The 14,748-nt window shown below is 72.4% G+C and carries 14 protein-coding genes; 8 read left to right on the forward strand and 6 right to left on the reverse strand.

The window, feature by feature from the left end; all coding sequences use genetic code 11:
• The first annotated feature begins 10 nt into the window (after window positions 1-10).
• The 3 genes from AB0D85_RS06300 to AB0D85_RS06310 are packed head-to-tail and all read left to right on the forward strand — an operon-like array spanning window position 11 to window position 2,630.
• Entirely contained in the window at window positions 11-799 is a 789-nt protein-coding gene (locus tag AB0D85_RS06300; protein ID WP_362314392.1) for an SDR family oxidoreductase, read from the forward strand.
• 15 nt (window positions 800-814) lie between these two features.
• Window positions 815-1,426, forward strand: a complete 612-nt coding sequence (locus tag AB0D85_RS06305) for a TetR/AcrR family transcriptional regulator (RefSeq protein ID WP_362314394.1) — start codon at window positions 815-817, stop codon at window positions 1,424-1,426.
• A 46-nt stretch (window positions 1,427-1,472) separates the two neighbouring features.
• Window positions 1,473-2,630, forward strand: a complete 1,158-nt coding sequence (locus AB0D85_RS06310) for an acetyl-CoA C-acetyltransferase (RefSeq protein ID WP_362314397.1) — start codon at window positions 1,473-1,475, stop codon at window positions 2,628-2,630.
• Window positions 2,631-2,654: 24 nt separating this feature from the next.
• Here the strand turns inward: AB0D85_RS06310 and AB0D85_RS06315 are convergent, their stop codons facing one another.
• Genes AB0D85_RS06315 through AB0D85_RS06330 form a run of 4 tightly spaced genes read right to left on the reverse strand, consistent with a single transcriptional unit; the run spans window position 2,655 to window position 6,034 of the window.
• The gene (locus tag AB0D85_RS06315) at window positions 2,655-3,704 is read right to left on the reverse strand and encodes a nitronate monooxygenase (protein WP_362314399.1); all 1,050 of its coding nucleotides are present in this window, start codon (window positions 3,702-3,704) and stop codon (window positions 2,655-2,657) included.
• Complete coding sequence (locus AB0D85_RS06320) at window positions 3,704-4,432, reverse strand: CoA-transferase (protein WP_362314402.1); 729 nt, start codon at window positions 4,430-4,432, stop codon at window positions 3,704-3,706. The genes AB0D85_RS06315 and AB0D85_RS06320 overlap by 1 nt, the downstream gene beginning before the upstream one ends.
• Entirely contained in the window at window positions 4,429-5,265 is an 837-nt protein-coding gene (locus tag AB0D85_RS06325; protein WP_362315202.1) for a CoA-transferase, read from the reverse strand. Before AB0D85_RS06325 ends, AB0D85_RS06320 begins: the two co-directional genes overlap by 4 nt.
• Before the next feature lie 7 nt (window positions 5,266-5,272).
• Complete coding sequence (locus tag AB0D85_RS06330; RefSeq protein WP_362314405.1) at window positions 5,273-6,034, reverse strand: enoyl-CoA hydratase family protein; 762 nt, start codon at window positions 6,032-6,034, stop codon at window positions 5,273-5,275.
• A gap of 101 nt (window positions 6,035-6,135) precedes the next feature.
• On the opposite strand from AB0D85_RS06330, the gene AB0D85_RS06335 reads away from it, so the two are divergent.
• Together AB0D85_RS06335 and AB0D85_RS06340 are read left to right on the forward strand one after the other, a co-directional pair.
• Window positions 6,136-6,894: an SDR family oxidoreductase gene (locus AB0D85_RS06335; protein WP_362314408.1), complete on the forward strand. Its 759-nt coding sequence runs from the start codon at window positions 6,136-6,138 to the stop codon at window positions 6,892-6,894.
• A gap of 1 nt (window position 6,895) precedes the next feature.
• The gene (locus tag AB0D85_RS06340) at window positions 6,896-7,801 is read left to right on the forward strand and encodes an SDR family oxidoreductase (RefSeq protein WP_362314411.1); all 906 of its coding nucleotides are present in this window, start codon (window positions 6,896-6,898) and stop codon (window positions 7,799-7,801) included.
• A 63-nt stretch (window positions 7,802-7,864) separates the two neighbouring features.
• Here the strand turns inward: AB0D85_RS06340 and AB0D85_RS06345 are convergent, their stop codons facing one another.
• Together AB0D85_RS06345 and AB0D85_RS06350 are read right to left on the reverse strand one after the other, a co-directional pair.
• On the reverse strand, window positions 7,865-8,755 hold the full coding sequence (locus AB0D85_RS06345) for a hypothetical protein (protein ID WP_362314414.1): 891 nt from the start codon (window positions 8,753-8,755) through the stop codon (window positions 7,865-7,867).
• 154 nt (window positions 8,756-8,909) lie between these two features.
• Window positions 8,910-10,661 (reverse strand): beta-galactosidase family protein, encoded by a 1,752-nt coding sequence (locus AB0D85_RS06350; RefSeq protein ID WP_362314417.1) that lies wholly within the window; start codon window positions 10,659-10,661, stop codon window positions 8,910-8,912.
• Window positions 10,662-10,768: 107 nt separating this feature from the next.
• Between AB0D85_RS06350 and AB0D85_RS06355 the strand changes: the two genes are divergently transcribed.
• From AB0D85_RS06355 to pepN, 3 genes are all read left to right on the forward strand, one after another.
• Window positions 10,769-11,665 carry an AraC family transcriptional regulator gene (locus AB0D85_RS06355; protein WP_362315205.1) on the forward strand — a complete coding sequence of 299 codons (897 nt, stop codon included), beginning with the start codon at window positions 10,769-10,771 and terminating at the stop codon, window positions 11,663-11,665.
• Between the two features lie 34 nt (window positions 11,666-11,699).
• Window positions 11,700-12,050: a chorismate mutase gene (locus AB0D85_RS06360; protein ID WP_362314420.1), complete on the forward strand. Its 351-nt coding sequence runs from the start codon at window positions 11,700-11,702 to the stop codon at window positions 12,048-12,050.
• A gap of 129 nt (window positions 12,051-12,179) precedes the next feature.
• A complete protein-coding gene (gene pepN / locus AB0D85_RS06365) occupies window positions 12,180-14,663 on the forward strand; it encodes an aminopeptidase N (protein ID WP_362314423.1) in 2,484 nt (827 codons plus the stop codon).
• Window positions 14,664-14,748: the final 85 nt, after the last annotated feature.

The following is a 14,748-nucleotide window of genomic DNA, read 5'->3' on the forward strand; positions in this document are numbered from 1 at the left end:
GCGTGAGTCCATGACAGGCGTCGAGAGTCCGGAGTACGTGCCCGGGCACGGGCTGCTTGAGGGGCGCACCGCCGTCATCACGGCCGCGGCCGGGGCGGGCATCGGCGGTGCGACCGCGCGCCGCTTCCTGGAGGAGGGCGCACGCGTCCTGATCAGCGACGCGCATGCGCGGCGGCTGAAGGAGTACGAGGCCGAGCTGGCCGGCCTCCATCCGGGGGCCGTGACCGCCCTTCCCTGCGACGTGACCGACGAGGCCCAGGTGCAGGCCCTGTTCCTCGCCGCCGCGCGGGAGCACGGACGGCTGGACATCGTCGTCAACAACGCGGGACTCGGCGGGACTTCGGCTCTTGCCGACATGAGCGACGAGCAGTGGTCGCGGGTCCTCGACGTCACCCTGGGCGGCACCTTCCGGTGCGTGCGCGCCGCCCTGCGGCTCTTTCGCGAGAGTGGGCACGGCGGGGTCATCGTCAACAACTCCTCCGTCGTCGGCTGGCGGGCCCAGGCCGGACAGGCGCACTACGCCGCCGCCAAGGCCGGGGTGATGGCGCTGACCCGGTGCGCGGCGATCGAGGCCGCCGAGTACGGGGTGCGGGTCAACGCCGTGGCGCCCAGTCTCGCCATGCACCCGCACCTGGTGAAGGTGACCTCCGCCGAACTGCTGGAGGAGCTCACCGCCCGCGAGGCCTTCGGGCGGTACGCCGAGCCCTGGGAGGTCGCCAACGCGATCGTCTTCCTGGCGTCCGGCTACTCCTCGTACCTCACCGGAGAGGTCCTCTCCGTCAGCAGCCAGCACGCATAGGAACACAATGGACCCGTGCCGACCAAGAAGAAGCCCCAGGTGACCGCGGCCCCCGCCCGGCGCCGCGAACTCCTCGAGACCGCCGCCGAGGTCTTCGCCGAGCAGGGCTACAACGCCACCACCGTACGCAAGATCGCGGACCACGCGGGCATGCTCGCGGGCAGCCTCTACTACCACTTCGACTCCAAGGAATCGATGCTGGAGGAGATCCTGCGGACCTTCCTCGACGAGCTCTGGGACGGCTACGACACCGTCCTGGCCGCCGGACTCGGTCCCCGCGAGACCCTCGAAGCCCTGGTCACCGAGTCCTTCCGGGAGATCGACCGGCACCGCGCCGCCGTCGCGATCTACCAGAAGGAGAGCAGGCAACTGGTCGCGCAGGAGAGGTTCGGCTTCCTCGCCGAGTCGCAACGCAGGTTCGAGAAGGCGTGGTTGACCACGCTGGAGCGCGGGGTCGCCGCGCGCGTCTTCCGCGCCGACCTCGACGTCCGCCTCACCTACCGGTTCGTGCGCGACACCGTGTGGGTCGCCGCCTCCTGGTACCGGCCCGGCGGACAGCACAGCCCGGAGGAGATCGCCCGGCAGTACCTGTCGATGGTGCTGGACGGGATCGCCGTCCGCGAATAGCTCACCCATTCGTTGAAAACCCCTTTCTTGCGAGGGAGTTGCTGACATGGCCGAGGCCTACATCGTCGAAGCGGTACGCACGCCCGTCGGGCGGCGCGGGGGCGGACTGAGCGGGGTCCACCCGGCCGACCTGGGCGCCCATGTGCTGAGGGCCCTGGTCGAGCGGTCGGGTGTGGACCCGGCCGCCGTCGAGGACGTCGTCTTCGGCTGCCTCGACGCGGTGGGACCGCAGGCCGGTGACATCGCCCGGACCTGCTGGCTGGCGGCCGGGCTGCCCGAGGAGGTGCCGGGCGTGACCGTCGACCGGCAGTGCGGCTCCTCGCAGCAGGCCGTGCACTTCGCCGCGCAGGCCGTCCTCTCCGGCACCCAGGACCTGGTGGTCGCCGGCGGCGTCCAGAACATGTCCCAGATCCCCATCGCCTTCGCCTCCCGCCAGGCCGCCGAGCCCCTGGGACTGACCGAGGGCCCCTTCCTCGGCAGCGAGGGCTGGCGGGCCAGGTACGGCCGGCAGCCCGTCAACCAGTTCGGCGGCGCCGAGATGATCGCCGCCAAGTGGGGCATCAGCCGCCAGGACCAGGAGGAGTTCGCCCTGCGCTCCCACCGGCGGGCGCTGCGCGCCATCGACGAGGGCCGCTTCGAGCGCGAGACGGTCCCCTACGGGCCGGTCTCGGTGGACGAGGGGCCGCGCCGGGACACCTCCCTGGAGAAGATGGCCGCCCTCAAGCCGGTCGTCGACGGCGGCACCATCACCGCCGCCTGCTCCTCCCAGGTCTCCGACGGCGCCGCCGCGATGCTCCTCGCCTCCGAACGGGCCGTCCGCGAACACGGACTGCGCCCCCGCGCCCGCGTCCACCACCTCTCCGTCCGCGGCGAGGACCCCATCCGGATGCTCTCCGCGCCGATCCCGGCCACCGCACACGCCCTGAAGAAGACCGGCCTGACCATCGACGCCATCGACCTCGTCGAGATCAACGAGGCCTTCGCCCCGGTCGTCCTCGCCTGGCTCAAGGAGACCGGCGCCGACCCCGCCAAGGTCAACGTCAACGGCGGCGCGATCGCCCTGGGCCACCCCCTGGGCGCGACCGGCGTCAAACTGATGACGACCCTCCTGCACGAACTGGAGCGCACCGGCGGCCGGTTCGGCCTCCAGACAATGTGCGAGGGCGGCGGACAGGCGAACGTGACGATCGTCGAGCGGCTCTGAAACCGGTCGCCGGCGTGCCCTCGGTCAGCTTCGGCGCGAGAACCCCGCCAGTACCTCCTCCGCCTCCTTCATGATCCGTTCCACCAGCTCCGTGCACGTCGGCAGGTCGTCTATCACCCCGGCGACCTGCCCGGACGCCATCACCCCCAGATCCGTACGCCCGTCCACCATCGCCGACTTGAGCAGCATCGGCGTGTTCGCGGCCAGCAGGACCTGGCTCCAGGACAACTCCTTGCCGTGCCGCAGGGCCAGGCCGTCCTGGACCATCTGCCACCAGGTGAGCCCGGAGAGTCTTCGGAAGGCTGCCGCGTGACGCACGGCCCGCAGCAGCCGGCGTGTCCGGCCGGCGCTCTCCAGCGAGTCGACGAGCGGGGTCCGCAGCATCCGGTGCGGCAGCCCGTCGACCGCCCTGGTCACGGTGACGTCCTTGACCGCCGCCGCCAGGTACCTGGCCTTGACCGCGTCCGGCACCGTCGAGTCCGAGGTGAGCAGGAACCGCGTCCCCATCGCGACCCCCGCCGCACCGTAGGCCAGCGCCGCCACCAGCCCCCGCCCGTCGAAGAACCCCCCTGCCGCCACCACCGGTATCCGCACCGCGTCCACCACCTGCGGCAGCAGCACGCTCGTCGCCACCTCGCCGGTGTGCCCGCCGCCCTCACCGCCCTGCACGATCACGGCGTCCGCACCCCATGCCGCCACCTTCTCGGCATGCCGCCGCGCCCCGACGGACGGGATCACCACCACGCCCGCCGCCTTCAGCTCGGCGATCAGCTCGGGGGAGGGGGCGAGCGCGAAGGACGCCACCCGCACACCCCCGTCGATGATCAACCGGACCCGGTCACCGGCGTCGGCCGCGTCCGCCCGCAGGTTCACCCCGAACGGGGCGTCCGTACGGCACCGCACCTCCGCTATCGCGGAACGCAACTGGTCGAGGGTCATCGTCGCGGAGGCCAGGATGCCGAGGGCTCCGGCGTTGGCCGTCGCGGAGACCAGGCGGGGGCCCGCCACCCAGCCCATCCCCGTCTGCACGATCGGATGCCGGATCCCGGCCAGCCGGGTGAGCGCGGTCTCCATCACCCGGCGACCTCCTTCACCCGCGCGCCACCCGGATCGAGCACCTCACGGATCAGGCGCAGCTCCTCCTCGCCCGGTTCGCGGGTGTACGGCACCTCGTCCGGGACGGCGAGCTCGAAGTCCGTCGCCTCCCGCACCTGCTCCACACTCACCCCCGGATGCAGCGCGGCCAGCCGCATCGACCGGTCCGGGGTCTCGAAGTCGAGGACGCCCAGGTCGGTCACGACTCTCGGGATGCGGTGGAAGCGTTCCGTCCCCGGGTTCTCGGCCACCCGGTCGTACCCCACCCCGCACACCATGTCGACCTTCGCCACGAACACCCGCCGGGAGTGCTTCGGGACCCAGTAACTCGTCGGGTTGTTGAGCGTGTTGAGAGACGCCCCGCGCACCCCGAGCAACTGCCGGCGGGGGTGCGCCCAGTCGCCGACGCAGGAGATGTTCTGGTTGCCGTACCGGTCGATCTGGCTCGCGCCCATCATCACGTGCCGCCGCCCGCCGGCCACCAGGGCGAGGTGCTGCCGGTAGGGCAGCCAGCCCTCCGGTGTCCCGTCCGCACGGACCAGCATCGCCTCGCCGTCGGTCAGCAGCAGATCCGGCGCGAAGGTGAGCCGGGCCAGCCGGGCGCCGAGGGAAGGGATCAGGCCCATCGGGCTCGCCAGGATCTCACCGGATCCGCGCCAGGCCTCGGCACAGGCGATGACGCAGTATTCGGAGCGGAGAACATTCATCGGTCCTGTTCCTCCTGCCAGTTCCGCACCGCCGACCGGTAGGCCTGCTCGTCCCCGGCCAGGAAGCGTGTCGCGAAGTCCTCCCAGGGCGTGGTCGCGTACAGCCGCTGGAAGGCCTCGTCCCGGCCGTAGTCGGGGGCGCAGGAGGTGAAGTGCGCGCCGCCCGGAGCCTCCACGACCCCGGTCACGTTCAGCCGCTTGACCAGCAGTGACTGCGGAGCCGCCTCCTTCGTCAACTCGGCCGTGTCCACGATCCGTTCGCAGGAGACATAGGCCGCGTCCGCCGCCTCGCAGAACAGGTCGTCGAAGTACGGGTCCGGGCCCAGATACTGCCCGTTGCCCAGCCGGTCGGCGCGGTTCACGTGCACCAGGGCCGCGTCCAGCCGCAGCGCGGGCATCGCCACGAACGTCTCCCCGTCGTCGTACGGCGACGTCACCGTGCGCAGGCCGGGGTTGACCCGCATGACGTCCGAGCCGATCCCGGCCCGCACCGGCAGGAACGGCAGCCGGTTGGCGGCCGCGTGCAGGCCCCACATGAACATGCCCTCGTCGACCTCCATCAGCTCGAACGCCCCGCGCTCGCGCGCCGCCCGGTAGTGCGGTTCGAGCGGGACGGAGTCGAGGGTGACGAAGGCCGTCACCAGCTTGCGCACCCGGCCGGCCGCGACCAGCATCCCGACGTCCGGCCCGCCGTACGAGACCAGGGTCAGATCGTCGATCCCGGTCCGGAGCAGGGCCCTGACCAGGGACATCGGCTTGCGGCGGGAGCCCCAGCCGCCGATGCCGAGGGTCATGCCGCTCGTCAGCCGCGCGACGACGTCGTCGGCGGTCATCGTCTTGTCAGTTGTCTTCGGCACTCCCAGTCCCCTCCTTCCCGAAGGTGTCGCGGACCCGGTCGGCCACCCCGCTGAGGGCGGCCTCGAAGGTGAAGCCCTGTTCGAAGCGGTAGCTCCGTCGTAGGTCGACGGGGTCGATGCCGTTGATGGCGGCCTTGGCCAGACGCAGCAGCCGGCCGTCCTTGGCGGCGATCTCCCGCGCCAGCTCCAGCGCGGCCGACAGCAGCTCCTCGCCCGGCACGACCCGCCACACCGAGCCGTGCGCGTGCAACTCGGCCGCGGTCGCCGTGCGCGAGGTGTAGTACAGCGTCCGCATCAGATGCGGCGGGACCAGGCGGGCCAGATGCGTGGCCGCGCCCAGGGCGCCCCGGTCCAGCTCGGGCAGTCCGAAGACGGCGTCCTCGCTCGCCACGATCGCGTCCGCGCTGCCCACCAGGCCTATCCCGCCGCCCAGGCAGAAGCCCTGCACCGCGGCCACCACCGGGGTCTCGCACTCGTACACCGCGGCGAAGGCCTCCGCACAGCCGCGGTTGACGCCGAGCAGCGCCTCGTTCCCCTCCGCCTGTATCTCCTTGATGTCCACGCCCGCGTTGAAGCCACGGCCCCGCGCGGTCAGCACGACACACCGGGTCCCGGGGTCGCGGCCCGCCGCGCCGACGGCTTCCGCCAGCGCGAACCAGCCGCGCACCGGCAGTGCGTTCACCGGCGGGAAGTCGACCGTGACAAGCGCGATTCCCTTTTCCGGACACGAGGTGGAGACACCCATGGACGCATCAGCTACCTTCGCACTCAGCTGCCTTTCCACCAAACATTTGTTAGGTGTGAGGCTTCGAAGCTAGCAGTCGGCGCTGACAAGCGGGAGGCCCTGTGGATAACTCGCTGAGCGGCAGGACCGTCGTCGTCACCGGCGGCACCAGGGGCGTGGGCGCCGGGATCGCGCAGGCCTTCGCCGGGGCCGGTGCCCATGTCGTGGCCTGTGCCCGCCGGCCCCCCGAACAACACCTCGACGGCGTCGAATTCACCCCCCTCGACCTGCGCGACCCGTCCGCCGTACGCGCCTTCTTCGACGCCCTGCCCCGGGTCGACGTGCTCGTCAACAACGCGGGCGGCGCCCCCTACCGGCGGCTCACCGACGCGGACGCCGAACGGCACGCCCGGGTGATCGAGCTGAACCTCATCACCCCACTGACCGCCTCCCTCGCCGCGTACGAGCAGCTCAGGCGGGCCAGGGGCGCGGTGGTGATGATCGGCAGCGTCAGCGGCGGCCGCCCCTCGCCGGGCTCCGCGGCCTACGGCGCGGCCAAGGCCGGACTGGAGAACCTCGCCCGGTCCATGGCGGTGGAGTGGGCGCCGGAGGTCCGGGTCAACACACTGGTCGTGGGCATGGTCCGCACCGAACTGGCCCATCTCCACTACGGCGGCCAGGACGGCATCGACGCCGTCTCCCGCACCGTCCCGCTCGGCCGCCTCGCCGCCCCGTCCGACGTCGGCGCCGCCGCCGTCTTCCTCGCCTCCGACGCGGCGGCCTACATCAGCGGGGCGAGCCTGCTCGTGCACGGGGGCGGGGAGCGGCCGGCGTTCCTGGACGTGGCAACCGCCAACAAGCCATCCGACACGAAGGACTGACATGAACGGAATCTGCGCGGGCCGGGTCGTGATCGTCACCGGCGCCGGGCGCGGCCTCGGCCGGGCCCATGCGCTCGCCTTCGCCGCCGAGGGCGCCCGGGTCGTCGTCAACGACCTCGGTGTCGGCCTCGACGGTGTGCCGGGACCGGACAGTCCCGCCGGGGCCGTCGCGGACGAGATCCGGGCGGCCGGCGGCGAGGCGGTGGCGCACGGCGGTGACATCGCGACGGCCGACGGCGCCGCGTCCCTGGTGGCGGCGGCCCTGGACACGTACGGCCGGCTCGACACCCTCGTCAACAACGCCGGGTTCCTGCGCGACCGCATGCTCGTCAACCTCGGCGAGGACGACTGGGACGCGGTGATGCGGGTGCATCTCAAGGGCCACTTCCTGCCGCTGCGGCACGCGGCCGCGCACTGGCGGGCCGAGGCCAAGGCGGGCCGGACCCCGGTGGCCCGGATCGTCAACACCAGTAGCGGAGCGGGCCTGTTGGGTTCGGTCGGGCAGGGCAACTACAGCGCCGCCAAGGCCGGGATCGTGGGCCTCACGCTGGTCGCCGCGGCCGAATTCGCCCGCTACGGCGTCCAGGTCAACGCCATCGCCCCGGCCGCCCGCACCCGGATGACCGAGCGCGCGTTCGCCGAGACCATGGCCGCCCCCGGCTCCGGTTTCGACGCCATGGCCCCCGAGAACGTCTCCCCGCTCGTCGTCTGGCTGGGCTCTGCCGCCAGCGCCGGGGTGACCGGGCGGGTGTTCGAGACGGAGGGCGGGCGGATCACCGTCATGGAGGGCTGGCGACCGGGCCCGACCGCCGACAAGGGCGCCCGCCGGACCCCGGCCGAGGCAGGGGAGACAGCACTGAAACTGCTGGCCGAGGCGGCGGCGCCGGGGGCGGTGTACGGGGCGTGAGACCGGTGGGGGTGGGGCCCGGGTACCGCACTCCACGGACCGGGTGCCGCGCTCCGGCACGGGTCACGTGTCGCACTCCAGCACCGTCCGGCACAGCGAGCACCGCGCTCGTACCCGGCCCCGCACCGGCACCCTGATCCGCTGGTGGCAGGTCGGGCACGGGAACGAGACGCGCAGCCGGCCGCCGCTGTCGGGGGTGAAGGCGTAGGGGGCGCCGGGCTGCGGGGACGGCGAGGCGGGGGCGTGGCGGCGGTCGCGGGCGTAGCGGCGGCGGCCCGCCCACCCGGCCGCGCTCAGCGGCGGCTGCTCCTCGTCCTGGCGGGCCCTGGCCATGCCCTTCTCGTACGCCGTGTAGGCCTGCGGGCTCGTGAACCACACGGACGGATCCTCGTGGAAGAAGAGGGAGCGCTTGGCCAGGACGTAGCCGAACTCCTCCGGGGTGAGATAGCCGAGCTTCTGCGAGGCCTCCCCGTGCTCCCGGTAGGCGTCGAGGAGCAGCCAGCCCGCGCCCAGGTAGGTGGTCGCCGTGTCCGTGAGGATCTCGTTCTCCCGGGTGCTCGGGAAGGACAGGTCCAGGCGGTGCAGATAGACGTGCATCACCTCGTGGGCGAGCGCCGCGCCGATGTCCCTGCGGTGGGTGCGGAAACGGTCGTTCAGCTCGACGAAGTACTCGGGGCCCGCGGTGAGTTCGACGTTCGCCGCGTGGGTCATGTCCTTGAAGCCGACGATCATGCGGGCGTCGGGCAGGCGGAAGTGCCGCACGATCTCGCGGGCGACGCGCTGCGAGCCGAGGTGGAGGTCGTCGGTGTCGCAGAACGCGACGTCGGCGGGGAGGACGCTGGTGGCGAAGGTCTGGACGGTGTCGTACGACAGGCGCCGGTACAACGCCGTGATGGCGGCCCGCACGGTGTCCAGGTGCGGGTAGCCGTGTTCCACCGGGCCGCCGTTTGCCACGTCCCTTACCCCCACAGACGCCGCCGGAGTTTCTTTCCAGAGTAGGCGGGGTGGGCGGAGATCGGGGGTCGGAAGGCTGTTCGGACACCGCGGGCGAGTGGGGGCTGAGCGCGCCCACGCGGCGGAGCCGCATGTCGACCACAGCCCCGCGCCCCTAGAGGGGCGCCAGCCGTACCGTTCGCTGCACAGTCTCCTGGAGCTCCAGGATCCACACCTCGTTCTCGCCCTCCTTCAGGACCGGGCCGGGCACGTACAGCGAGTCCTGCGGGCCCGTCGACCAGTAGCGGCCCAGATTGAAGCCGTTGATCCAGACGAAGCCGCGGGTCCAGCCGGGGAGTTCCACGCGGGCGTCACCGGCTCCGCGGACCGTCACCGTGCCCCGGTACAGACCCGGCGCGCCCTCCTCCGGAAGCGGGCCGAAGGACACCTCGTCCACACCCCGCTCGAACGCGTCCAGATCGAGGCCACGCGCGCGTACCCCGTGCAGGAACTGGCGTTCGTGGAGGAGACCTCCCGTGATGCCCTTCGTCTCACCCGAGCGGGGGCCGTAGTTGACGCGGCCCAGGGACTCCACCCAGAGCTCCACGCGCGCGGGGCCGGCGATCGGCTTCTTGAGCTGGGGTTCCTCCTCGGTGAGGATCCCGGCCCGCTCTCCGTCGACGTACACGACGGCGAGGTCGCGCAGGCCCCGCGCGGTGAGCGGGTACGGCTGGCGCGGGCCCGGGACGGTCACGTCGTAGTGGACCAGGCCCCGGGCGATGTCCAGTTCCTCGAAGGTGGGCGGGACGGGGTGGACGCGTTCCGGGGTGCCGAGGGCGTCCAGGACGGCCGGCAGGGGTGCCCAGCCGGCCGGTTCCACGTCCGTGACCGAGTCCAACCGGGCGGGGGCGGGCGGTGGTTCGGGCAGCGGCTCGTCGTGGTACTCGGCGAGGATCTCGCGGAAGCGCCAGAACTTCTCCGTGGGGCGGCCGTACTCGTCGATCGGGGCGTCGTAGTCGTACGACGTCACGTCCGCCTCCAGCGGTCCCGTGTGGAGTTCGCCGCCGGGGCGGTTGGCGCCCGCCCAGCCGGCGAAGTTGGTGCCGCCGTGCGCCATGTAGACGTTGACCGACGCGCCGCACCCCAGGATCTCCCGCAGGGCCGCCGCCGCGTCCTCGGCGTCCCGTACGACGTGCTCACCGCCCCAGTGGTCGAACCAGCCGCACCAGAACTCCATGCACATCAACGGGCCGACGGGCTGGTGCCGGCGGAGCGTCTCGAAGGCCACGCGCGCGTTGGAGCCGAAGTTCACCGTCGCGAGCAGCCCGGGGACCGAGCCGCCGGTGAGCATGTGGTCCTCGGGGCCGTCCGAGGTGACCAGCGGCACCGTGATGCCCTCGGCGCGCAGCAGGTCGGTGAGGTGGGCCAGGTAGTCGGCGTCGGAGCCGTAGCTGCCGTACTCGTTCTCGACCTGCACCATGATCACCGGGCCGCCCCGGTCCAGCTGCCGGGGTACGACCTCGTGCAGCAGCAGGCGGAACCAGCGGTCCACGTACTGGAGGAATCGCTCGTCACGCGTGCGCGCGCGTGCGCCCAGCTCGCCCGTCACCCAGTGCGGCAGACCGCCGTTCTCCCACTCCGCGCAGATGTACGGTCCCGGCCGCACGATCGCCCACAGGCCCGCCTCCCGCGCCGCGTCCAGGAAGCGGCCGAGCGCCCGGACGTCCCGGAAGGCGCCCGGGTGCGGCTCGTGCAGGTTCCACGGGACGTACGTCTCCACACAGTTCAGGCCCATGGCGCGCAGCATCGTGAGCCTGTGGCCCCACTGCTCCTCGTGCACCCGGAAGTAGTGCAGCGCACCGGACAGCAGCCGCACCGGCCGGCCGTCCAGCAGGAAATCCGTTTCGCCCACCGTGAAGTCGCTCATAGGCTCACCTTGGCCTGCTGGCGGGCGCCGGGACCATGGACAAAGATCGGCAGCACTTGGACGAAAGAGCCGACAGCAAGGAGCGCGCAGTGCCGGGCGGACCGCCGATCTTCCACACCTGGATGCGGTTCTTCACACCCGGCGCCGTCCACCGCCGGCTCGGTCTGGTCTGCTGGGGCGTCGGCCTCCAGTACGGCGCGGTGCCCGCCGTCGGCCCGCGTCTGCTCGAGCACCACGTCGCCGTGGTGATCAGCTCGGGCCGGGGCTGGTACCGCACGCCCGACGGGCGCAGCACCGCGGTCACCGCGCCCGCGCTGGTGTGGCTCACGCCCGGCGTCCCGCACCACTACGGGCCCGACCCGGACAGCGGCTGGGACGAGGCCTTCGTGACCTTCACCGGGCCCGACACCGCGACCTACACGGAACTCGGCTACATCGAGCCCGACCGGCCCGTGGTGCCCCTCGCGGACGCCACCGGACCCCGGGACGTCATCGCCCGGATCGCCCGGGCCGCCCGCCGCGGCAACCCTCTCCTGGAGATCGAGACCGGCGCCGCCGTGCACGAGCTCCTGGTCGCCCTGCGTCGCGCGCGTGCCGACCTCGCCCCGGACGGCGACCCGGTGCTGCACGCGCTCGCGCGCGACGCCTGCACCGGGATGACCGTCGCCGACCACGCGGCCCGGCACGGCATGACCCCCGCCGAGCTGCGCACCGCCGTCCGCCGGGTCGCCGGCTGCAGCCCCAAGGACTACCTGATCGGCATCCGGCTCGGCCGCGCCCAGGAACTCCTCGCCACCACGGAACTGTCCGTCGCCGCCGTCGCCCGTCGCGTCGGATACGACGATCCGGCCTATTTCTCCCGCCTTTTCACCCGCCGTGTGGGCACGGCCCCCGTGCGCTTCCGCGCCCAGCAGAGCCGGGCCGTCCCCGAGGACTGGAACGACGGCCTCCAGGAATCGGGCGAACCGGGTCCGCCGGTGGCCGAACCCGACGACGGCCCTTAGGGATCACACGGCCGCCCCCTTAGGGTTGACGCCCATGACCACCAGCAACACCGGTACCGGTGACGTCGACCCCGCCGTCCGTGAAGAACTCGGCCGGCTGCGCGACAGCATCGACAACATCGACGCGGCCGTCGTCCACATGCTCGCCGAACGCTTCAAGGCCACCCAGCAGGTCGGCCACCTCAAAGCGGTCCACCGGCTGCCCCCGGCCGACCCGGCCCGCGAGGCCCGGCAGATCGCCCGGCTGCGCGCCCTCGCCGAGAACGCCAAGCTCGACCCCGCCTTCGCCGAGAAATTCCTCAACTTCATCATCGCCGAGGTGATCAGACACCACGAGTCCATCGCCGAGGACACCGTCAACAGCCGGGAGTCCGACGCGCACTGACCGTCGACGACGGCACGGACCCGCCGTACCGCCCGGAGAGAGCTCCGGCCCGCGACCGCGGGCCGGACATAAGCCGCGTACCCCTCGTGCCCCTGTGCGTTGTCAGTGCCATCAGGCAGCATGGCCTGCATGTCCGTTCTGACTCGCGACGAAGCGCAGAGCCGCGCCGAGCTCCTCGACGTCCACCGCTACTCGATCGACCTCGACCTGACCAGCGGGGACGAGACCTTCGACTCCCGCACCGTGATCAGGTTCACGGCCCGATCCGACGGCGACACCTTCGTCGAGCTGAAGCCCGCCGAGCTGCGCGCCGTCACCCTCGACGGACAGCCCCTCGACCCCGAGACGCTCGACCAGGACCGGCTGCCCCTGAAGAACCTCACCGCGGGGGAGCACGAGCTGCGCGTCGACGCCACGATGCGCTACTCCCGCACCGGCGAGGGCATGCACCGCTTCACCGACCCCACGGACGACGCGACCTACGTCTACACGCAGCTGTTCATGGACGACGTGCAGCGCGTCTTCCCCGCCTTCGACCAGCCCGACCTGAAGGCCGTCTTCGAGCTGTCCGTCAAGGCCCCCGAGGGCTGGACCGTCCTGGCCAACGGCGTCACCGAGCACCTCGGCGAGGGCCGCTGGCGGGCCGCCGCCACCCCGCTGATCTCCACCTACCTGGTCGCCGTCGCCGCCGGCCCCTGGCACTCCGTGCGCACCGAGCACCGCGGACTGCCCTTCGGCATCCACTGCCGTCGCTCCCTCGCACCCCACCTGGACGCAGACGCCGAGGAAATCCTCGACATCACGCGCGCGTGCTACGACCGGTACCACGAGAAGTTCGAGGAGCCCTACCCCTTCGACTCCTACGACCAGGCGTTCGTCCCCGAGTTCAACGCCGGCGCCATGGAGAACCCCGGCCTGGTCACCTTCCGCGACGAGTTCGTCTACCGCTCCGCCGTCACCGACACCGAGCGGCAGACCCGCGCGATGGTCATCGCCCACGAGATGGCCCACATGTGGTTCGGCGACCTCGTCACCCTCCGCTGGTGGGACGACATCTGGCTGAACGAGTCGTTCGCCGAGTACATGGGCTACCAGACCCTCACCGAGGCCACCCGCTTCACCGACACCTGGGTCGACTTCGGCGTGGCCCGCAAGGCCTGGGGCTACGACGCCGACCAGCGCCCCTCCACCCACCCGGTCGCCCCCGAGGCCGTCGACGACACCGCCGCCGCCCTGCTCAACTTCGACGGCATCTCCTACGCCAAGGGCGCCTCCGCGCTGCGCCAGCTGGTCGCCTGGATGGGCGAGAAGGACTTCCTCGCCGGCATCAACATCCACTTCGCCCGCCACAGGTTCGGCAACGCCGCGCTCGCCGACTTCATCGACTCCCTCGCCGCCGCCACCGAACGCGACGTCCACGCCTGGGCCGACACCTGGCTGCGCACCACCGGCGTCGACACCCTCACCCCGGTCCTCGCCACCGGCCCCGACGGCACCCGCACCCTCGCCGTCGAGCGCACCGGCAGCCGCCCGCACCACATCCGCGTCGGCGTCTACGACCAGGACCTCGCCGACGAGGGCCGGCTCACCCTGCGCGAGCGCATCGACCTCGACATCCCGCAGCCCGCCCCGCAACCCCTCGGCAAGCGCCCCGCCCTGCTGCTGCTCAACGACGGCGACCTGACCTACGCCAAGGTCCGCTTCGACGCCGAGTCCGCCGACACCATCCGCGCCCACCTCTCCGGCCTGCCCGACCCGCTCACTCGCGCGGTGGTGTGGAACGCGCTGCGGGACGCGGTCCGCGACGGCGAACTGCCGGCCGCCGCCTATCTGGAGGCCGCCCGCGCCCATCTGCCGCACGAGACCGACCTCGCCCTCGTCCAGGGCGTGCTGGCCTTCACCGCGGTCCACGTCGTCGACCGGTACCTCACGCCGGAGGAGCGCCCGGCCGCCCTCGCCACCGTCTCCGCCCTGTGCCGGGACTTCATCCGGCGCACCGAGGACGGCGACAATCCCGGCCTGCGCCTGATCGCCGTACGGCACTTCATCCGCGCCGCCGCCCACCCCGACACCATCGCGGCCTGGCTCGCCGAGGGCACCGTGCCCGGCGGCCCCGAGCTCGACCCCGAGCTGCGCTGGCGCATCATGAGCCGGCTCGCCGTCCTCGGTGCCACCGACGAGGACCGGATCGCCGCCGAGCTGGCGCGCGACCCCAGCGCCAGCGGCCAGGAGGGCGCCGCCCGCTGCCGGGCCGCGCTGCCCGACCCCGAGGCCAAGCGCAGGGCCTGGGAGGCGATGTTCACCGGCGACGAGCTGTCCAACTACCTGTTCTCGGCCACCGCCCAGGGCTTCTGGCACCCCGAACAGGCCGACCTGGTCCGGGAGTACGTGCCGCGCTACTACCAGGACGCGGTCGCCGTCGCCGCCCGGCGCGGCCCCGCCATCGCCACGGTCGTCGGCCGCGAGGCCTTCCCCGTCCACGCCGTCGACGCCGAGAACCTCGCCCTGGGGCGGGCCTGCCTGCGCGACGCCGAGCCGGTCGCCGCCCTGCGCCGCCGCCTGATCGACGAACTCGACGACCTGGAAAGGGCGTTGCGAGTCCGCGAGGCGTAGACGCGGACCGCGGGACGACACGCGTGCGGCCGGCCCTTAATGAGGATGCGGGGGCCGACCGCCCCTCCTAGGCTCGGTGACCAAG

The organism is Streptomyces sp. NPDC048277 (assembly GCF_040652235.1).
Lineage (GTDB): Bacteria > Actinomycetota > Actinomycetes > Streptomycetales > Streptomycetaceae > Streptomyces.